The sequence below is a fragment of the Bacteriovorax sp. As-1 genome, assembly GCF_058446905.1.
The window spans coordinates 2,690,411-2,711,242 of the sequence record NZ_CP184341.1 but is presented as its reverse complement, the minus strand read 5'-3'; the positions used below and the strand labels follow the sequence as shown (position 1 = coordinate 2,711,242).

Genomic DNA, 20,832 nt, shown 5'->3' with positions numbered 1-20,832 from the left:
GCCAGTTGACTTCTTTTTAAAATATGAAGCCCAGCGTGCTATAAAGTGTGTCAGAGGTACGGTAGTAGCTCCAGTACGAGTTTTTATCCGGTGCTTTTAGGACTTCAAGCCCTAATGCCAGACGGATTTTGTTAACGTAGTTATAGCTGATTTCGCCTTTAACAATATTGTCTTTTCTTTCGATGTCGTACTTTAAATCAAAAGCAATATCGAACGAGTCGTTGAAGAAATACTGGAATCCGCCTCCAAAGGTACTCTTCCACTTGACCGTATCACTGAAGAAGTCATCGTTACCGCGGATGTTATCCGATAGCAGGTGAATGTAATTCAGAGTTAGCTTATAATTTTTTTGTTTGTCGTAGTTTAAACTCATGTGAGCATAAGCTTCTTTATCGTAACGAGGATTGATGTTGAAGTAGTCCGACTTAAATGTCTTTCTGGCATTTGAAATATCAATCAGGAAGTCTTTACCAAATTTAGCGTTCGGGTCAACGTAACTAAAACCTCCACGCGCTTTAATATCACCGAAAGACTGAAACAACTGCACGCCATAATAAGCGTGGTGATTAACAGTCGGGTCGGCCGTAACAATAACTTTGCCGGTATTTAAGTTGTCGTAGTAAGCACTGGCGTTCACTCGTAGTTTATTTTCTGGTTTATAAATGGCAAAGGCCGAAGCTCCCCCGTTTGACCAGTGATAACGAACGTTGGCCCCGAGTGATTTATTGAAAACAATTTTTTCGATCTGGTAATCTGTGATTGAGTAGTAAATGGGAACTTCAAGACCACTGACCACTGTTTTTTTCGGAGGAAGTCTCATCCATTCACTATGACTTTTGACCTCTCCGTTTTTAAAATCGATCGAAGGGTTAATTTGTGGGATGAAGAGGTACGAACCTAAAATATCAAATTCAAAGTTCCCATATCTCTTGGTGAAAATAAGTCCCGTCACTCCTTCCTCTTCTGTGCTGAGAAGCGTGAAAGATTGCAGGGCGTTTAGATAACCCAAACTCCAATATTTTTCATTGGTATTCCAGTCGAGGATCTTTCTTCCGATGGTGATCTTATAGTCATCGTTTTGATAGACCGCGTAGGCTTCCTGAAGTGAGTAGTTAAACGAATTATTGTCCTGAAAATAGAATCTTAGGTCACCCATCAAGAAGGTATCAAGTTTCTTTTCAGGGAGCGCAGTCTCAAATGAAAGCCCCAACCACTCCCCTGTGTCGCTGCGGTTTACTGGTTTATTGAGGCGGATATATTTCTCATAAGTCAGCTCTGCTGTAGCGGCCGAAAGAGAGGTATTTCCCAATGAAAAAAGCGTTAAAAACAAGAAACTATGTAAAAAATACTTACTAAAAAACACATGCTCTCCCAGGCCCTTTGGCCTGTCTTTTGTTTAACAAAATCTTGACGCGTTCTAGACTCAAAACACTGTAAAAAACACTCATTTATGGAGATTCCATTTTGACATTATCTATTCAATCTTTAAACTGTTTATTATGGAAAAACTTAAGCAGCTCTTGAATCACCTAGTGATCGCCTTGTGCCTTGCCGTCACTAGTTGCGGATACGTTTCCGACAAACCGGTTGAAAACGTGGACGTGTATAAGACAGACGAATTACAGACTTGTAAAATCGATGTCTCAAAACTAGGCGAAATTTTTAAAGCAGATCAAAAAGAACAAATCAAATGCTTACAAGAAAACTTCATTCAATTCACGAAATATGTACGCGCTAAACACCCTGGAACAGTTACAGAGGCCGAACTAGGTATTTTCGTTAAAAGATTTTTTGAAGGGCAAAGTGATTCAATTATTAAAGGGCTAAGTTTAATTTTCCAATTAAACATGCTGCTTTTAAAAGATGAAGCTGACCGCATTTCACACACTAACATCTCTCCTCTTTTTGAACTTCTAGTTCAAGTTAACCAGGAAGCCGTGGTTCTTACCAACATCATCAAAACGATGGATGAAGATAAAAACCAGCTGAAGTTCTGGGAACTTCGTCAAAGATTTAAAGAATCAACAGAGCGTTTTGCCGCTGCTGCTGTAGGTGTTATCGATAAGTCTCCGGGAATGGCCAAAAAACTAAACATGCGCGAGTTCATCCTCGACATGAGTAAGAAAATTGGCGACGGACAAATTGATAATGAAAGTATCGACTCTTTTATCTTCCTTAAAAAAGTCATCGTTGGTGGGGATGAAGAAGTCATCACGACTGACGAGTTAAAAGACCTTATTACCAAACTACCACGCATCATGGGTCTTATCTTTGATGTCTATTACTGCAAGTCAGAGAATTTTAAATCAGAAGCAGACGAAATGCGCTTCTACCTTCTGACAGTAAGAAACCTTTACCACTCAATCAAATTCAACCAGGATGACTTTGAGCTTTTAAACTCAGAGCAGGTGGTAAAACTCGCTGAAAAGCTTTTAAAGAACTACGACGTAGAGTCCTTTAAACCAAGTATTGAAGCGCTTAAAGCGCGCTTTATTGGGGGGAAGCCAGACTCTATCACCCTTAAAGATTTAGACACTGTTTTAATCATGGTTCACGACTTTTTTGAGAAAGTGTATTTCAACCATGTGACTTATGATGATGCCGTCAACAACCACATCTTGAGCAAACCAGGGCCAGTGGACCCGAAAGAATTTAAGTTTAAACAACTTCCTGAATACGATGTCTTCACAAACAAGCCCCGTTTAGAACAACTTTATACCAGTTTTGCTGATATCGTTTTCAACTTCCGCTACTTCAGGGACTCAACGGGAACTGCTTTTTACGACACTCAAATTTTAAGAAACAAGTCTGGCTTCATTGAAGTGAATATTGCTAAATGGCTAAGCTGGAAGCTTTTAAAAGCTTACGGACACACAGATGCCAATAAGCAAATGCAGCTTTCAATGGATGAGTTTTCAAAATTCCTTCTGGACTCTAAACCGCTCCTGCAGGAATTAAAACTGTGGTCGCCTAACTTCCAGACATTCTCACGCAACGCTGTGTTGCTAGCTGACTTATTCCAACAGCAGTCTAACGGTGACCAGGCCATCAATATCAACGAAGCGACTGAGTACATCGGAATGCTTTTAACTGCGGTTGAAGTTTCAGGAAAACACAGTGAAAACCTGACAGGTCTTTGTGATCCAGGCATCAATGCTGAAGACCCGGTGTTTGAAACGAGCTGCTTTAATGAAAATTTCTACGATCTTGTTTTAAATAAACTTGGTTATAAAAAGTCTCTTCCTCGCCTGGCAAATTACTATGCGACAGCGAGCAAAAAAGAAACCATGGACTACTTAAAGGGTGTTGAAGGTTTTGCCCGCGACAACAATGCTCCGGGTGTTCCAGTTAACCGCCGTGATACAACTCTAGTTATCGGTGCGATGTTAAACATCGAAACAACATTTATTAGATTTGACAAAAACTCTGATAACATCATCGACTATAAAGAATTATCTGAGGCCTTCTTCACATACCGTGCTTCTATTATCACACTTGCGGGCCTTAAACCTGAGCAAGAAAAGTATGCGAAGGGTGTTTTCTTATATATGGCCTCAAAAATGGAAGTTCCTAAGACGGGAACATGGATGACGGATGCTCAATTCGGAATCTTTAATTCGTGCGTTCAAAGTGACTTCTGTCGCGATACATTTATGGATAAAATCGAGGCCAAGCGCTTAAACATCGGAAAGCTGCTTTACTACATGGTCAATCAGGCCTCTCCAGCAGCAGTTAAAAAATAAAACGCCGCAACAACTAAGGAATGAGAAATCTCCCCTGACCCAACAAGTTGGGGGATGTCTTTTAGGTCTCGAAGGTAAACTTCAATCTCTTCAAATGGGTCAAATTCCTGGTCGTGAGTCTTCTCTGCATCCAGGGCAAGGTAAGTGTCACAGTAGTTATTCATAAAGGCCGGATTGGCGTCAACTCGTCCGATATGCTTCCAATTTGAAGAAGTATAACCCGTCTCCTCACGCAGCTCTCTTTGGGCGGCCAGGAAAACATCTTCATTGAAATGAACTGCTCCACCAGGGATTTCAACCGTGACCTGATCAATCCCGTGTCGGTATTGTTTGATAAGCACGACTTTTTTATCTTTAGTAATCGCGATAATATTCACCCAGTTTAAACATTGGATAATATCGAAGTCCCCAACTTTTCCAGTTGTCGGTGACTCACTTTTAACTTTCACATAACGAAAGATATTAGCTTTTAATGCGACTTCGGAACTTACCGTTTTCCACTTGGTGATTTTCACTAGAACTCCACTTGAATGAACTCTTTACCTGCTCTGCGATTGTCTTCATTGATCTTATCGCGGGCCTTGATGTAGGCCTGAAACTTTGTTTCACCAATAAGCTCTAAAAGTTTTTTTAAGTAATCCTGGTTGATTTTCTTTTCGCGAATGCTTTGGTCTTCTGAGATGTTGTATTTAAAATTATCACCGTGCTTGCGGCGAAGATAATCGTGGTACTCTTTGTACGCTTCCATTTTTTCTTTTTCGTTTTGCTCGCGCATTTCTAAGTATTGAGCATAGAACTGATCGCCGATAACCGTTTTAACTTCCAAAAGCCATTTTTTTTCCATCTCATCAAAGGCCTGGAACTTGTCTTCTTCACTCTTTGAAAGTGAAGTGTACTCGCGGACTTTTTCTGGTTTATCTTCTGGTTGCGTTTCTTTTTTCAAAGTGACCGGCGACTCTTCTGGTTTTGATCCTGAGGTGGCATCGAGTTGATCCCAATCCAGAGTCATCTTTGGCTCAGTCTCAGGTTTTCTTTCGATAAAAAATTTATACGAAGCCCAGCCTAGAAACAGCAGAACCAAAAGATAAGGAATCGCTTTTTTGAACTTGTTCACACTAGTCTCTCTTCATGTTTTCCATTTGCAGTTCGATATCCACTTCTTTGTGAGTGCGAAGCAAATGAAAAGCTCCCTGAAGATCATCGATCTTTTTCCCAGTGATCCTGATTTTGTCATCCATGATGCTTGAAGAAACCTTCAGCCCTGATTCTTTGATAATTTTATTGATCTCTTTGGCCTTGTCTTTTTCAATGCCGTTTTTAATCTTAATAACCTGCTTAAGCATCCTGTTTCCAGTCGGCTCAATCTTCTCAGGATCAATGCATCTCTGGCCAATGTTGCGCTTTACCAATTGGCTTCTTAAAATATCAAGTGCGGCCCTCATTTTGTAATCATCTTCGGCCTTTAGCTCAATAATCGTGTCCTTTAACTCCAGGGTGATGTTACTGCCCTTAAAATCGTAGCGGGACCCGATTTCTTTTTGGGCCATTTGGATGGCATTTTTCATTTCCATCATATCTGTCTTAGAAACTAGGTCGAAAGAAGGCATGGTTACTCCATTTTATGCTTAGACTTTTACCCAGATGATGGTACAAATAGTTAGGTAATTTTACAATGAATGATAAATTAGACCCCGCTCCAAATTTCGAACGCGCCCAATTCAAAGGCCAGATTATCACAGTCACTAAGGACGAACAGATCGCCCCTGCCATAGAACTGCTTAAAGACCAGCTCTTAATTGGCTTTGACACAGAAACCAAACCTGCCTTTAAGAAGGGTGAATTCTATAACGTTTCACTGCTACAGTTGGCGAGTGACGATGTCGCTGTCTTGTTCCGTCTGCATTTCCTAAAAGATTTTTCTTTAATTAAGATCATCTTCGAAGACAAGCACGTGGTAAAGGCCGGAGTAGCGATTAGAGATGATATTAAGGCCCTGCAAAAGCTTTTCCCCTTCACCCCTCATGGGTTCGTAGAACTCTCAGAGATCGCGAAGGAAAGAAATATGAAGAACTTTGGTTTAAAGGGAATGACGGAAGAGATTCTGAATTTCACTTTGAGCAAAAAGGCGAAGCTTTCAAATTGGGAAGCCCACGACTTAAAACCTGACCAACTTCAGTACGCCGCGACCGATGCATGGATCGGCCGCAAGCTTTACGAAAAGCTAAATCCCCACTCTTAGTTCATTACAACGTCTTTAAGAAATGGATGATGTCTCTTTTCTGGTCCATCGTGAATTTTTCGCGCCCAGATTCATCAAGGAACATTTTTGTGTGCCCGATATTTCTTAGGCCCGACTTTTTCGTATCAATAGTCGCCTCTGTGTCTTTTAGCCACTCTTTTGGAATTTTATTTCCAGTCGGGTAACCAACACAGTCTTGATCAAAATCAGTCGCCTTATTGACGGCCGGCCCAAGAACGAATGTTCTAGGACGATCTTCTTCTTTGCTCAGAACCGCACACAGGGTTGGAACCGAATTGTTGTGGAAGTATGGGTATCTCGCCCAGATCCCCACTAGCGGAGGTGGAACATATCCCACTTGTGGCTCAACTGTGGTCTTCATCCATTTTGAGATCGCCAGGTTGTTTAAAGCATCAGAGAAATACTTCATCGCCTGGTAGCGGTTCGGGTCTGTCCCTACATCTTTAACCGGCGTCTTGTCGTGATAGATCACTTTGGTTGTCGTCAGAAGATCAACTGAAGAAAGCTCGCTCGCATTATCTGCATTCCATGCTTTCTGGTACTCTCCGTGACATTTCATACATGATTGGTTGAAGAGTTTTTCTCCGCGTTTTGCTCTTTCTAAGTCAATTGAGCTCGCCGGGAAAAAATCAGTGTAACGAGGAGCTTCTGTCGCAAAAGCGGCCGCTGTTACTTCTTGAATCGTTTTGCTGTTATCCTGCATCCACTTTTCTAATTCTTTTAAATCCGTCCCTCTTCCTAATTCATTCCATAAGAAGTTAGTGAAGATCGGGTTTCCGCTGACAACAGATCCGTCTGAAAGCCATCTTGTTTTATATTTTAAGTTCCACCATGGCATAGGTTTAGAATCAGCAACAAATGTGTTTAATTCATTATCGCGCGGGAACCTCTCAAGAATCGGGTTTTTCGTCGCGTACTCGTCGTTGTTTCTTCTGGCCAAACTTAAAGCTGTGTGTGGAAGAGAAGTATCAAGGCCGTGAACTTGAGGGACAACGCTATCGACTGAAAGAATGTTTTTCTTTGTACGGATGAACATCGCCAATTCACCGTCGGTTGCTTTTGAACTCGCTTTAAAAATTGCATTAGGGATCTTAGGCACTACCTGGCGGGCCATATGGAAGAGCTTGTTTGAGTGTGGACGCTTGTTCGTCAGACCCATGACCGTTGTTCCAAAGAGGCTTGTTGAGTGACAGGCAAAACAGCTGAAGGTTAAGCCTTCGCCATTTTCGTTTTTAATAATCCCAGCTCCCACATAAAGAGCTTCAGACTGTCCTTCTGGACGAGGCATCTTGTAGATCCCCGTTGCTGTAATTGGGTTAAACTTTGAAAGACCTAGCCATTCATAGAATTCTGCTTCTGATTTAAAACCAGCATACGACTTCGTGATGGCCAGAATAATTTCTTTAACAGGATTTTTATTGTCTGAACTTAGAACATTAATCAGCGGACGGTATGGGATTAAAAGTCCAGTGACAGTCACCGGGTATTTCATCGCGTGCTTGTAACCATTCATTTTCAACTGCTCTAATTCTTCCGGCGAAACCTGATAGATATTAGCGCGGTCTTCACCCGGAATCAGGATGGCCTCAGACGACCAGTCAGGATTGACTGAAGCGTGAGCTGGATTAAGTAAACTTAAAGCAAGTCCCATAATTAAAGTAAGCATTACGTCCCCTTTATGCTTAAAAAATGATGAGAAAATTTAATCGCGCCCAAAACGATCCTACAAGGGAAAACGGCCGCAGATGAGGAATTGTAAGGAATGTGAATGGGAAAAGCTGATTTTCGTTATCAAATGACCAGAATTGGCCCTATTTTTGAGGGGTGCACCCTGTGCCGGTTAGCCCCATATTCAGGCAGCGCCCTTGGTTCTTATACGAGGCCATTTGCCCGGCCTTCCACGGTCCGGTTTTTCTTTTAAAGACCTGCTACAAAAAGTAGTTGGGCTCATAACATTCTGTATTTACGACTCAAAATAAGACGTATCTTTTCTATTTCAGCGCCAATTAAAAGACCTAAAAACAGCCCAAAAAAAAGGGCTTCCGAAGAAGCCCTTAAGTAAATTACAAATTGATTCTTTTTTCTAAAACTTCAATCGGAGTCAGAGGAATAATAAACTTCAAGTCAGACCCGTGGGCCTGAAGAGTTAAAACCGCTCTAATTCCCATGAATAACTGCTTGCCTTTAATTTTAAGTTCGCCCTTAACGTGGTTACTCCACTCATTGTACTCAGCTTCAGTGACAAATTTTTTGCCAGCTGCTTTGGCTTTTTCAATCTCACCTTTTAAGTAAGCTTGAATTTGAGGCGTCGTCTCCCAGCTTCTTGCCTCAACATAATCCGCTTCAGTTGAAACTTCGCAGTCAAAGTAAAGTTTTAGAAGAGGAATGATATCGCTGTAAAAGTTCATTTTTTCTTTACTTAAAGTCACACAACGAGCTTTCCATTCTGCATCCATTTTATGGAATGGGTGATCAGCTGGAAGAATTCTCTCCACTTCAGAAATAAGTTTTTCTGTCGGAAGAAGTCTTAGGTGCTCACCATTGATGTGGTTAAGTTTTACGATGTCATAGATCGCAGCAGACTTAGTAAAGCGATCCAGATTGAACATCGTTCCCAGCGTGTGAATATCGAAAATATCTTTTTCTTCAGGGTGCGACCAACCTAATTGCAGAAGGTAGTTCAGCATCGCTGATGGAAGATAATTTTGTTCCTGGTAAAGTCTTACCGAAGTGGCCCCGTGACGTTTTGAAAGCTTCTGGCGGTCTTGACCAATCAGAAGAGAAACGTGACAGAACGTTGGAGGTGTTGTTCCATAAGCTTCATAGAGAATCAGCTGTCGAAGAGTGTTGTTTAAGTGCTCTTCAGCGCGGATAACGTGAGAGATTTTCATCGTCATGTCGTCAATGACAACTGCAAAGTTATAAACAGGAATATCGTTAGCGCGCACGATAACGAAGTCTCCTACCATGTCTTCTGGAAACGTTACTTCGCCACGAACTTTATCTGTGAACGTGTAAGCTTTTTTCGGAGTGATACAACGAACGACTGAAGGAATTCCCTTCGCCATTTTATCGGCAACCTCAGCTTCAGATAAATGTCTACAAGTTCCATCGTAATGGGGAGAAAGACCTTTTTCTTCAGCGATCTTTTTCTTTTCTTCCAGAAGTTCTTCAGAACAAAAACAGCGGTAAGCTTTTTTCTCTTTTAAAAGTTTGTCAGTGTATTCTTTGTAAATGTGCAGGCGCTCTGATTGTCTGTACGGCCCATAGTCTCCCCCGACATCTGGTCCTTCGTGGTGTTGTAGATCAAGCCACTTCAGGTCTTCAATTTGTGCTTCTTCATATCTTCTTTCTGATCTTTCAGTGTCGGTGTCTTCAATACGAAGAACATATTTTCCACCCATTGCTTTAGCAAAAAGGTAGTTGTACATCGCAGTTCTAGCTCCTCCGATGTGAAGGTATCCAGTTGGTGATGGGGCAAAGCGTACGCGAACAGTCATGAGGCTCTCCAAATTCAAAAAACGTGAGAGCCTAATATAGCAGATTCTCTCTGACTAGTACACGAGAAGGCGCGCTTCAAGCATCTCTGCCATGGCGTATTTCACACCTTCGCGCCCAAAACCTGAATCCTTCACCCCTCCATAAGGCATCGTGTCGATTCTAAACCCCGGCACCCCATTGATTATCAGGGCCCCGACTTCCAGGTTTTCGTGGGCGTATTTCATTTGCGAGAGCTGATTGGTAAACAATCCTGCTTGAAGCCCGTATCGTGAGCGATTGATTTCGCGAATGACTTCATCAAAATACTGAACTTTTTCAATGACCGCTACTGGGCCAAAGGCCTCTTCAGCAACAATCTTCATATCAGAAGTTGTGTTGGTTAAAAGTGTTGGAGAATAAAGCGAGTGCTCCAAATCAAGCACGCTTCCACCAAAGATGACCTGAGCACCTTTTGTTTTAGCTTCCTGAATCCAGCTGTCGATTCTATCGATGTGAACTCTATCAATCATTGGTCCAACCACCACACCTTCTTCGGCCGGGTTTCCAATTTTTAAAAGACCGACTTCAGTCTTAAGTTTTTCAATAAACTCATCAAAGACTCCAGCGTCAACATAGATTCTTTGAACGGAGATACACACTTGTCCGGCGTAATTGTAAGCACCCATGGCAATCGCTTTAGCGGCTTCATCTAAATTTGCCGTGCGATCGACAATAACGGCAGCATTTCCACCTAATTCAAGGACAACTTTTTTCTTTCCTGCTTCGCTTTTTAACTTCCATCCCACTTCGGCAGAGCCGGTGAAAGAAAGCATTTTTAAGCGTTCATCTTTTAGCATTAGAGACGCTTCTTCATTCTGGCAAACCACGACGTTTAAAACGCCGGCCGGAAGACCAACGCGCTTACATAATGAAGCCAGGGCAAGAGCTGTTAGTGGTGTATAGGGTGATGGTTTTAAAATCACCGGGCAACCAACTGCTAAGGCCGGAGCGATTTTATGCATGGCCAGATTGAGTGGGAAATTAAAAGGAGAAATCGCCAGGATAGGTCCAATCGGATAATTTTTAGTGTAGGCCGATTTGCCTTTACCTAAACCAAAATCCATTGGCACCACTTCTCCACCTACACGGATGGCCTCATCAGCTGCCGACTGAAGAATCAAGAGAGATCTCTCCACCTCTTGAGTGGCGTAATTTACGGGCTTTCCACCCTCAGAGACAATGAGATTAATAAACTTATCGCGCTCCTGGAAAAGCCCTTCCCTGATCTTTAGCAGGTAGTCTCTTCTTTCAGCTGCACTGATTTTAGAATAGCTCTGGAAGGCCTGAACCGAGTTGGCGATAGCGAACTGAACTTCTGAGGGATCAGCGTAGGACACCGTGGCCAGAGGGCTTTGGTCGAACTTATTTTTTACAACTAAAATATTAGTCGTTGAGTGACCAACCCATTCATTGTTAATAAAACTTTTTGCTTGTAAAACGTCTCGATTTTCCATGCAGCTATTTTAGCTACACTGAGACCTAAAAGCCAAATGGAGAGTCGGCAGCGGAAGATAATTTTTTTGAACGAGTCGCAAGAGCGCGCGCAAAAGAAAGGTGCTCTTTCAGGAATCTCTTCTCACCGATCATGAAAAGTTCAATTGAGTGGATATAGCATAAACGCACAGGGGCAACAGAGTTTTTATAAACCTTATAGAGTTGCTGAGTCACAATATGGTCTTTAGCACCATTTAGGAATCTGTAGTCTTTGCCTTCTGATTTACAAATTTCGCACATACCTCTACCTCACAACAGATTTTATCGGAAAGAGGGCCATTTTCTTAAGGGTTTTCGAACTTATAACGGGAAAGTGAGTATATTCGGACTTTTCCCTTTAGTTTTAGGCCCTAAGCATAATAAATCTTTAGGAAAATAATCCTAAAAAATGCCACAAAGTTTTGCTATGCTTTACCAAATTTTAGACCAATTCAACTAACCCCGTAGGAGATTCCCCCATGATTAAAGCGCTCAACTTTAAAGCATCGCTCGCAACGAACCCAAAACAATCTCCAAAATATGCTCTGACAGTTAAGAACAAAGCTGGTCAGGATGTCACTGTTGCTGATCCTCGCGCCACTCGTGCACTTGTAGCACTGATGAATCAACACGCAACAATCGGAGGAGCTGCTTGCCACTGGGGTGGACCTGCTGCCTTTGCTGAAATCATGGCCGCAACTCACGCACTAATGTTTGCAGATAAAAATAAAAACTGGTTTGAAGAATTCCATTTTGTTAACGATGCCGGACACACTGAAAACGGTATCTACGCTCTTCGCGCGAACTATGGATTTGATGGGCAATCTTTTGATGACCTTCGCAAGTTCAGAAGCATCGAAAGTAAATTAACTGGTCACGGTGAAGCTCACCTAAACCCACAGGGAGTTTTAATCTCTAACGGTCCACTGGGATCAGGTCTTCCGCAAGCTCAAGGTTTAGCGATGGCCGATAAAATCGTAGGCAACAACCGAGTCACAATTTGTACGATCTCTGATGGTGGTGCAATGGAAGGTGAAGCCCGCGAATCATTCGCTGCGATCCCGGGACTTGCCGCTAAAAATAAAATGAACCCATTTGTAATGATTGTTTCAGACAACAACACAAAACTTGGTGGAAGAATTGATGCTGATTCATTCTCAATGAATCCTACATTTGAGGCCCTGGCACCACTTGGATGGAATGTTGTAAAAATTGCTGAAGGTCACGACCTACAAAAAGTATTCACTGCGATTGAAGCAGGAATTGAATCAGCAAAAGCAAACCCAGCAAAACCAGTGGCCATCGTTTTTAAAACAATCAAAGGTTACGGTGTTAAATCAACTGTAGAAAGTGCAAGTGGAGGCCACGGCTACCCTCTTTCTGCTTACGATGACAAACTTGTAGCGTTCGTAAAAGAAATTTATAACGGTGAAGCTCCAGCAGAATTCGTAACTTGGGCAGAAGATATTTTAAAATCTAAGCCAGCTCCAAAAGAAGCGGCGGCGAACGCTCCAAAAACTGAAAAAGTTCAGGACGGATTTGCCCGCGCGATTATCCGTGCAGCTAAAGAAGGTCTTCCGGTTTTCTCAATCTCATCTGATCTTCAGAGTTCAACAGGGATTAAAGCTTTCCATAAAGAATTCCCAGATCGTTATATCGACGTTGGTATTGCAGAAGCAAACATGGTTTCATCTGCTATCGGTTTATCAAAAGTTGGATTAATTCCAATCGTGGATACATTCGCTCAATTCGGGATTACAAAAGGAAACCTTCCATTCATTATGGCCGGTCTTTCTCAAGCACCAGTGATCGCTCTATTCTCGCACACTGGATTTCAGGATGCAGCTGACGGTGCTTCTCACCAAGCGACAACATACTTTGCCGCTCTTTCATCTATCCCACACATGAACGTGGTGAACTGCTCTTCTTCAAGTGAAGCTGAAGCTCTAATGTACGACTGCCTAGTAAACTTCGCCAAAGACCGCGAAGCTGGAAAAACTCCAAACTCTACTGTTTTCTTCTTAGGAAGAGAAAATCACCCAGTGAGCTACGTTGATGGAATGAAGTACACTTGGAACAAGGCCAATATCTTAACTGAAGGATCTGACGTTACAATCGTGGCGGCAGGACCAATGGTTGGAAAAGCATTGAGCGCTCAAAAGCTTCTTGCTGATAAAGGTGTTAAAGCGACAGTTATCAACAACTCATTCATTAACCATGTTGATGTTGAAACATTAAAGTCTGCTCTTGCAAAAACAAACGGTAAACTTATCACAATTGAAGATCACCAGGTTCTAGGTGGAATGGGATCAATGATCCTTCACGCTCTTCATACGAATGGTGTTCAATTTAAAGCTAAGACTCTAGGGATTGGCGGAGAATTCGGCCAGTCTGCTTATAAAGCAGACCAGCTTTATGCTCGTTTTGATCTAAGTGCTGAAGGAATTGTTAAAGCTTATAACTCCCTTAACTAAAAGGGAGTTATAGCACTTAGCCAGATTTGTCTAACTGAAGAAAATTGTTTTGCATTCGTTGCACTTGAACAAAGAGAGTAACGAATGCGGTCTTTTTCCACTCCAAAAAATTTCTTACCCGCTTGTGTCGTTGAAGTGATAATTGAAACCGCTTCAGTGCTCACAAGCGATTTATCCTTGTTAAGCTTCGCAATCTCAATACGATCATAACCTTCACTGATTAACAGGTTCAGGCGAAGAAAGTTATTTCCGCTTGTGATTTGATTTGAAACAGCGCCATTCTTGGCAAAAGCATCACAGAAAGGCTTCATCACACCTGATTGGTCAGTGATGACGTCTCTAAAGAAATTCGTTTTTGTCGAAACATATTCAAAATCAGTTGTACTCGTATTTGAAATCGCCGCTGTAAACTCTGCCACAGTCGATGGATTAACCGCTCCACACTCTCTGCCCTCACCTCTAAAGCGGAATTGCTCCTGCATATTTGTAATCGTCTCAAAAAGTTCGCGCTTGTTTTTTAAAGCGGCACAAATTCTTTTTCCGATCACAACTTCTGAATCAGTAAAGTTTCTTTCAGATGAAACAACAATCGGTTGATTTCCCTGATCTGGTTTATCATCAATTTTTTGATTCATTTTACAGCTAACAGACATAAACATGGCGAACGCCACAACCAAAGTTAGTTTCATTTTTTACCTTCCTTAGTAATTCTCAATGAAGAGAGTATCGAATCCGTAATAATCTAAGGATAGGTTAATAGAAGGCCTTGATTTAAGCAAATAGGTAGGGAGAAAACCCACTAACATTTTCTTAAGACTCATGAAGGCTTCGTTTTCAAACGAGACAAGGGGCCAGTTAGGAACTTGATAGAATGTATTCATAACCAAAAAATCCTTTTTCATGGTTTGAGCGACTAGCATTTCTACCACAAGGATTTTTGATTGAATGTTAAGATTTCCTAAAAATCACCAGGAGCACATTGCAGACATGTAAGCCCCATTTTTCTCCAGCGTTCAACGACGCTTTTTCGGTCATCTACGACGAATAATACTTGAGCATGATTCTCAATTTCATTCCTGTACAACTCTTCTTTCACATCAGAGTCTTCACGGAAATCGTTTGCGGCCCTCATGTATAGTCCGTCATGCTGAACGTTATGACGCTTAAGCCATGCATCCGTCATCCCACGGAAGTTCTCATCTCTTCCAGTCACAAAGTACACTCGGTAACCACGGGCCTTCATGGCCGCGATAAGTTCAATACACCAGAAATAAGATTCATCCTGATCCATGGCCTCGTTAAAGGCCTTCCAATTTTTTGGTTTGCTCTTTACGTGATGAACACGGTGTTCAACGTTGCAAAGAGTTCCGTCTAAATCCACCAGAATGGCATTGTATTTACTCAAACTAAAATCTCCAGAACTTATTAAATTCCTCTTTATAAAAATATAAAAGAGCAATACACATACCGATATTCAGACCTCCCAGGATGGCCATGATCAGAGAAAGAGAAAATTTTTGTTGGTGAAAGAACATCAGGAGAATTGAAACACTCACCATCGCCAGCGCGTTGATGATGTTATTGCCGGCCACAATGCGCGACAGTTCGCTATCTTTAGTCACTCTTTGAAGTTCAGCAAACTGGGGAACAGTAAACATTCCACCAAAAAGAGAAAGGAGAAATAAATCGACAATCGTTCTCGCACTCATGTTAAGTGCAAAAAAATCTTTGATCCCAATATTTTGAGTCAGGCTCAAAAGAAAACTTTGTCTTGAAGCAATTTTAATAACGTAAGATAAATCAAAAATCACCAGAGTCATTGCCACTAAACTCATCGGGATGATCCAACGTTTCACTCTTCCCTTCGTTACCTTCTCCAGGATAAAAGGGCCAAGCCCCATTCCAATAGTAAAAGTAAAAAGCATCATTGTCGCCACTGCTTCACTTCCATGGAAAATATCTTTGGCGACTAAAGGCAGAAGCGATAAAAGCCCCGCTCCCATAAACCAAAACCAAGAAAGTCCCACAATCAAAAGCGCTGTCATAGGATTTTTAAAAACCAGTTTTAAAATATCTCTCGTCGACGTAAAAAAATTCCAGTCAACTTTAATCTGGCGGTCTACATCGTTTATCTCGTTAGGGTCTTTTTGCAGTGGAAGTTTTTTTGCGTAATAAAGCCCGAGGTAAGCAATAATTAAAAGCACCGCAATTAAAGGCCAGTAATTGTCTCCGAGGCTCGCTGCGATCCCACCAATAATTGTTCCCAATAAAATGGCCACAAATGTTCCGGAACTCACCATAGCATTTGCGAAGATCAGTTGTTCTTTAGGTGCATAGTGCGGGATAAGTGAGTATTTGATTGGTCCAAAAAAAGTCGATTGCAGTCCCAGTAAAAAAAGCACTAAGAGCATGATGTAGTAATTATCCATCATGAGCCCCAAGGCCCCAAGAATGGCAATCCCTACTTCTGCTTCTTTGATACGGTAAGAGAGCCAGACTTTGTCCAAGCGGTCAGCTAATTGTCCACTGGTCGCTGAAACTAGAAAGAATGGAAGGATGAAGACACCACCACACAAGGCAACCATTGAAGCTGGATTCACTCCAAAAAGGCTGATGTTTTTATAAGTAATCAGGATGACCAGGGCACTTTTAAAAAGGTTGTCGTTAAGTGCACCGTAGAGCTGCGTCCAAAAAAGCGCATTGAGTTCTTTTGAAATTTTTCTCATGCACTTATGTTGATCAATTAATACTTAATTGTCACGCCTAAAACGTGATAGTTCTCGTAAGGATTGCCGGAAACTTCGCCAAATTTTTTATCCATTGGAGTTCTATGACGTTCAATGCCAATAAAAGGCTTGATAGTGACTTTTCTAAATTTTTTCTCAGCAGAAAGCATGATTCCACCTTCACCTCCAAGACCCATGGCCCCCGTTCCCGCTTGAACCCAGGTAGAGAGGGCAAGCCATGGAACTGATGAGTGCGAAAGTTTATTCTCGGCCTTAGCGGCCAATTCCATCGACATATTTCCAGAGAAATCGACACTCGCTCCGGCCTTGGCCTCTAGGCGCGTCTGGCATTTCCAGTTGCCGATATTTTTAATCCATTCTTTTCCGAGACCTCCCATGATGGTCACGGTGTTTTTATCTGGCTCTTCGTTTAAGTACTTGTACTGAATAACATTCATTCCCATTTGCTTTTTATTAAATGTATGCCACCACTCCTGAACCCCACGGCTTAAATTTCCATCGTCAGTTTCGTTGGTGAATTTAAACTCTCCGATCCAGTAAGATTTTTCAGTCTCTGATTTATTGAAATTTTTATCCAGCCGCAAATCAAGCGTGTTGACTTCGCGAAAATTCAAATAATATTTTCCTTCGGGTGTTTTTCTATAACCATCAATCTTACTGAATTTTCCAAAGCCTGTTGAATCCAGCTTGAGACTAAGCTCACCTTCGGTTCCAATCAAACTGTAGTTTAAACCGCCGTTAAATGTTCTTCCGCGGTCATCGCCATCAAGTGAGCGGGCCTTATCCCCCATTTTCTGAAGGCCCCCATGCAAGAAATTGTCGTTACCTGTGTTGATAGTTAATTCAGAATCGTACTCACCAATCAGTGATTCAAGAAGCGAGGGATCCTTAATTTGTCCTTCTTTAAGTTCACACAAACAAAAAATTTCCTGACCTTGTGGTTTTTCTACCACCTTCTTTTCTTTCTCACGTTTTTTGTCGCAGTCATCTTCCGGGACTTTTGACATCACTTTTTTTGACTCTTCTAAAAAGTTAAAACTCACCGCCATCAGATCTTTGTCAGAAGGAGGTAAAAATTCCTGTGACAGAAGGGGTGTCGAAGAAAAAAATGTCAACCAAAGTGCTATTTTCATAGAGCACATATCGGTGTATATTGGGAGGAGATTAGTAAGTAAACCCGACCTAATAGAGAACTGACAATTATGAAACTTTACCACTATGTTCATTGCCCTTTTTGTGTCCGCGTCCGCATGGGATTTGGTTTACTTCAAGTAACCTATGAATCTCACGTTACACCTTACGATGATGAGGCGACTCCTCTGAAGCTCACTGGAAAAAAGATGCTCCCGATAATGGAATTCGACGGGCGTGCGATGAATGAAAGTTTAGATATCTTAAAACTCAACGATCCCAAGAATCTATTAAAGTGGGAAGAGCTAGCTAAGAATGAAGCTGTTTTAAACCCGCTCCTGGATAAAATCGGCTCTCCTGTTCACTCCCTTGCCATGCCTTACTGGATTTGGACTCCAGAGTTTAATGAGAACTCTCGCCGTTATTTCCAAACAAAAAAGGAAGTGAAGCGTGGGCCTTTTAAAGACCTGGTAAAAAATCAACAGACGTTTGCAGATAAATTGAATGCAGTGATCAGCACGGAACTTTTAACGGAATTAAAACCGTTTTATAAGAGTTCAGAGCTGACGATCATGGACATTATGATCGCCGCCCACTTGTGGGGGATGTATGTTGTGCCGGAGTATCAGTTTGATGTGAAGGTGCATGAGTATCTTCAGAGGGTGAAGAAGTTGACTGGTTTTAATTATCATGAAGACTTCTGGAGATAGTTCGAATTTTATCCTGCGACGGCTGATCGAACTCCTTAAAAACAAATGACCTCTTCTTATTTTCAGCACTAATAAAAATGCTCCACTGGAGCATTTTTTCGATCAGCTACGAAGACTTCTGGAAGTAGTTAAGAAGCTCTTAAAAAATGATTCTTAATTAAAAGCGCCGCCTCTTCAATATCAAACGGCTTAAAGATCACCGCTTTCGGGTGAAATGAATTTAAAACTTCGCGCGAGTAATCCATGTACCCGGTAATGAAAAAGACCGGGATATCCCAATCTTTCCCACGCAGATAAGTGACAAGCTCCGCCCCATTCATCTCCGGCATCGTGATGTCAGTGATCAGGCAGTCAATTTTCTTTTTTTGATCAAGGATTTTTTTGGCCTCAACGCCGTTATGGGCGATCAAGACATTGAAGGACAAATCTTCCAGCCCTTCCTTAAAGACTTCCAGGAGGCCAGAATCGTCGTCGACAAGTAGAATAGTGGGTTTCACTTTATCCATAAAAAAAGTATAACATCGACTATTTAAAAAACGACTTAAAAATGTCCATGCAATAATTTTTTAGTTGTCGTGCCCCTATCTTAACCATGTCGATTTTCTTTAAGGGATACTCATAGTCGCGGTCAGCAACAGCGTGCCCCAGATTTCTCACCGCCGTCTTAACGATGGTATCCTTGAACATTTCCGTCTCTCCCATACTTTCAGGGAGCTGCTTTAAAAGAAGTGATCCACGGGCAAAGGCCCCCAGATTGTCTGAGACGAAGTAATTCTTTTGTACACACCAGACAACCCAGTCCTCTGGTCTTTTATTCGGACTCACCTTCATTTCAGATTCAATGTCTTTTAAGAGTTTCGCACGCAGGCCCTTATCCTGTGACTCCATCGACACCATTAGCCCATCGGCCAGGGTGCTTGGTGACTTCATATAAGCTCCCGCCCCTACTAATAAGAAAGCGCGTTGGTCTTCTTTTGTCAGTGTTGACGAAAGACCGAAGTCATAGAGATGAACTTTAATCTTGTTGTCTTCTTCAATTAAGACGATGCGGAAGTTCCCTTGGTGAAGATCGGCATTTAAGAAACCACTCTTAAATAGGGCCTCTTCAAACCACATTCTTACCATTTCCTCAGCAACAATCTTTTTTGTGGCGGTATCATCTAACTCAGCAAACTTTACACCTCCACCGGCGAATTCCTGAATGTGCAGGTTTGATTTTCCAACAGGTGGAAGATAAACTTCAGGCACGCGCATCTCCAGCATTTTAAATTTTGGCGAACCAGAAACTTTTATCGAACGGTTATAAACTTCAAAAGCTTTTTTCTGTCTGGCAACGGCAACACTTAAATTTACTTCCTCATCAAGGAATTTTTCAACACTATCAATCAGTGTCGACATAATCTTGATATCCTCAACTCCTTCTTTGGCAAAGAGTGCCTCGTTGTCTGGAACGAACTGACGAAGGATCGCGATATCTTCCTTACAACGTTTGCCAACTCCCGGCTTTAAAAAGCGCAGGGCCACATCCACTTCTTTTTCATCATGCCATATCTTTGCGCGGTTAACCTGAGCGATAGTCCCGGTTCCTAAAGGTTTTTTGATAATGTCCTTAACTTCAAACCCACCTTTATCAGTCTCAACTACTTCGCGCACTAAATGAATAGGAACTTCTTTACCTGAAGACTCTAAAATCCCCATGAGCTTAGAGAACTTATCTCCTACCCCTTGTTCTTTTCCAATCTGTTGCAAAACTTTTCCAAGCCCTGGACCTGTGTTTTGAAAAACAATCTTCATCACTTCTTCTTCCGGAAGCTTCGCGCCCCCAGTGACGAGTTCAGACATGATGGTTTTAATCACGTCATCTGGCATCTTGTTGAAGTAATAATCCATGAATGTGACAACAAGCCTCAACTGAGTGTTGTTCATATCGACGTGACCACTTTTAGCGATCTCGCTTCCAATATGTCTGATTCTCAATTCGTGTTTATTGATTTTCTTTTCAATCGTACCAATGGCCTTGAGAATCTTCTCTTCGTCAGTGCCATCGCTTTCAAGCAGTGTTTCGATTTCATTAAAGCTTGGGTGAAGATCAAAATTCTCCCCCATCACTTTCGTCACACCGGCCTGGTAATTGGCCCCAATCTTTTCTTTAGTTGGTTTATCAACACCTTTATAGAATTGAGACAGAAGAGAGAGACCTTGAATCAAATCAATCTTTACTTTTGGAGCAGGAAGAGAGTCAGCTTCTTTATTAAGGAAACGAAGCTCTTCTTTTAATGTCCAAAGTGGAGCCTTCTTGATTTCTTTAAACTCATTAATCCCCTGCTTTTCATTTCTCAAATTAGAGAGAATCAACGGATAGACTTTATTGAAGTATTCAGAGGCTTCTTTATAGATTTTGATTTTGTAAGCATCATCGGCCGAGGTTGCTTCGATCAAATACTTAAGAAGGTTTTCCTGCATAGTCTGGATCTCTTGCTTTCTGGCCAGACTGATATTGCTTTCATAATAACTTTTGAGCTCCTCAATAATCTGATCGACTTCGGAAGCCGCAATTTCTCTACTCTGCTCATTGTCGACATGGGTTTTGGGCCAGTACGAACATGAAGAGGCCAGCATTGAGAGGATTAAAGTGACGAGGATAAAATTTATCTTATTTCTATTCATAAGTGTTTTATCGGTTATCCAGCATAAGACCTTATAAAAAGAGAGCTAAGGCATGAAAATAAAATAAAAAACACCTAGCTGTTCCTA

The 20,832-nt window shown here is 41.8% G+C and carries 18 protein-coding genes; 4 read left to right on the top strand and 14 right to left on the bottom strand.

Features of this window, described 5'->3' with window-relative positions:
• Nucleotides 1–16: 16 nt before the first annotated feature.
• Nucleotides 17–1,309, bottom strand: coding sequence for a hypothetical protein (locus ACN20O_RS13785; RefSeq protein WP_491634503.1), 1,293 nt, complete (start codon nt 1,307–1,309; stop codon nt 17–19).
• Nucleotides 1,310–1,499: 190 nt separating this feature from the next.
• Between ACN20O_RS13785 and ACN20O_RS13780 the strand changes: the two genes are divergently transcribed.
• Nucleotides 1,500–3,743: a hypothetical protein gene (locus tag ACN20O_RS13780; RefSeq protein WP_491634502.1), complete on the top strand. Its 2,244-nt coding sequence runs from the start codon at nt 1,500–1,502 to the stop codon at nt 3,741–3,743.
• Here the strand turns inward: ACN20O_RS13780 and ACN20O_RS13775 are convergent.
• Genes ACN20O_RS13775 through ACN20O_RS13765 form a run of 3 tightly spaced genes read right to left on the bottom strand, consistent with a single transcriptional unit; the run spans nt 3,713 to nt 5,350 of the window.
• On the bottom strand, nt 3,713–4,258 hold the full coding sequence (locus tag ACN20O_RS13775; RefSeq protein ID WP_491634501.1) for an NUDIX hydrolase: 546 nt from the start codon (nt 4,256–4,258) through the stop codon (nt 3,713–3,715). The two genes, ACN20O_RS13780 and ACN20O_RS13775, sit on opposite strands and share 31 nt — an antisense overlap.
• The gene (locus ACN20O_RS13770; RefSeq protein WP_491634500.1) at nt 4,258–4,857 is read right to left on the bottom strand and encodes a hypothetical protein; all 600 of its coding nucleotides are present in this window, start codon (nt 4,855–4,857) and stop codon (nt 4,258–4,260) included. Before ACN20O_RS13770 ends, ACN20O_RS13775 begins: the two co-directional genes overlap by 1 nt.
• A gap of 1 nt (nt 4,858) precedes the next feature.
• Nucleotides 4,859–5,350, bottom strand: a complete 492-nt coding sequence (locus ACN20O_RS13765; RefSeq protein WP_491634499.1) for a YajQ family cyclic di-GMP-binding protein — start codon at nt 5,348–5,350, stop codon at nt 4,859–4,861.
• Nucleotides 5,351–5,415: 65 nt separating this feature from the next.
• Between ACN20O_RS13765 and ACN20O_RS13760 the strand changes: the two genes are divergently transcribed.
• Nucleotides 5,416–5,982 carry a 3'-5' exonuclease gene (locus tag ACN20O_RS13760; RefSeq protein ID WP_491634498.1) on the top strand — a complete coding sequence of 189 codons (567 nt, stop codon included), beginning with the start codon at nt 5,416–5,418 and terminating at the stop codon, nt 5,980–5,982.
• Nucleotides 5,983–5,986: 4 nt separating this feature from the next.
• Here the strand turns inward: ACN20O_RS13760 and ACN20O_RS13755 are convergent, their stop codons facing one another.
• The 4 genes from ACN20O_RS13755 to ACN20O_RS13740 all read right to left on the bottom strand — a co-directional run bounded on the left by ACN20O_RS13755 (nt 5,987) and on the right by ACN20O_RS13740 (nt 11,277).
• Nucleotides 5,987–7,669: a c-type cytochrome gene (locus tag ACN20O_RS13755; RefSeq protein ID WP_491634497.1), complete on the bottom strand. Its 1,683-nt coding sequence runs from the start codon at nt 7,667–7,669 to the stop codon at nt 5,987–5,989.
• Nucleotides 7,670–8,066: 397 nt separating this feature from the next.
• The gene (gene gltX / locus ACN20O_RS13750) at nt 8,067–9,503 is read right to left on the bottom strand and encodes a glutamate--tRNA ligase (RefSeq protein WP_491634496.1); all 1,437 of its coding nucleotides are present in this window, start codon (nt 9,501–9,503) and stop codon (nt 8,067–8,069) included.
• A gap of 54 nt (nt 9,504–9,557) precedes the next feature.
• Nucleotides 9,558–10,997, bottom strand: a complete 1,440-nt coding sequence (locus ACN20O_RS13745; protein WP_491634495.1) for an aldehyde dehydrogenase family protein — start codon at nt 10,995–10,997, stop codon at nt 9,558–9,560.
• A gap of 25 nt (nt 10,998–11,022) precedes the next feature.
• Nucleotides 11,023–11,277 carry a hypothetical protein gene (locus ACN20O_RS13740; RefSeq protein WP_491634494.1) on the bottom strand — a complete coding sequence of 85 codons (255 nt, stop codon included), beginning with the start codon at nt 11,275–11,277 and terminating at the stop codon, nt 11,023–11,025.
• A 218-nt stretch (nt 11,278–11,495) separates the two neighbouring features.
• On the opposite strand from ACN20O_RS13740, the gene ACN20O_RS13735 reads away from it, so the two are divergent.
• A complete protein-coding gene (locus tag ACN20O_RS13735) occupies nt 11,496–13,490 on the top strand; it encodes a thiamine pyrophosphate-binding protein (protein ID WP_491634493.1) in 1,995 nt (664 codons plus the stop codon).
• Here ACN20O_RS13735 and ACN20O_RS13730 read toward each other — a convergent pair.
• From ACN20O_RS13730 to ACN20O_RS13715, 4 genes are all read right to left on the bottom strand, one after another.
• Nucleotides 13,487–14,179 (bottom strand): hypothetical protein, encoded by a 693-nt coding sequence (locus ACN20O_RS13730; RefSeq protein ID WP_491634492.1) that lies wholly within the window; start codon nt 14,177–14,179, stop codon nt 13,487–13,489. The two genes, ACN20O_RS13735 and ACN20O_RS13730, sit on opposite strands and share 4 nt — an antisense overlap.
• Nucleotides 14,180–14,448: 269 nt before the next feature.
• A complete protein-coding gene (locus ACN20O_RS13725) occupies nt 14,449–14,895 on the bottom strand; it encodes a phosphatase domain-containing protein (RefSeq protein WP_491634491.1) in 447 nt (148 codons plus the stop codon).
• Between the two features lies 1 nt (nt 14,896).
• Nucleotides 14,897–16,216, bottom strand: a complete 1,320-nt coding sequence (locus ACN20O_RS13720; protein WP_491634490.1) for an MFS transporter — start codon at nt 16,214–16,216, stop codon at nt 14,897–14,899.
• Between the two features lie 17 nt (nt 16,217–16,233).
• Nucleotides 16,234–17,370, bottom strand: coding sequence for a hypothetical protein (locus tag ACN20O_RS13715; RefSeq protein WP_491634489.1), 1,137 nt, complete (start codon nt 17,368–17,370; stop codon nt 16,234–16,236).
• A gap of 69 nt (nt 17,371–17,439) precedes the next feature.
• Between ACN20O_RS13715 and grxB the strand changes: the two genes are divergently transcribed.
• Nucleotides 17,440–18,078, top strand: a complete 639-nt coding sequence (gene grxB, locus ACN20O_RS13710) for a glutaredoxin 2 (protein ID WP_491634488.1) — start codon at nt 17,440–17,442, stop codon at nt 18,076–18,078.
• 128 nt (nt 18,079–18,206) lie between these two features.
• Here grxB and ACN20O_RS13705 read toward each other — a convergent pair whose 3' ends face one another.
• The gene (locus tag ACN20O_RS13705; RefSeq protein ID WP_491634487.1) at nt 18,207–18,584 is read right to left on the bottom strand and encodes a response regulator; all 378 of its coding nucleotides are present in this window, start codon (nt 18,582–18,584) and stop codon (nt 18,207–18,209) included.
• A 19-nt stretch (nt 18,585–18,603) separates the two neighbouring features.
• Entirely contained in the window at nt 18,604–20,745 is a 2,142-nt protein-coding gene (locus tag ACN20O_RS13700) for an AarF/UbiB family protein (protein WP_491634486.1), read from the bottom strand.
• Between the last annotated feature and the right edge of the window lie 87 nt (nt 20,746–20,832).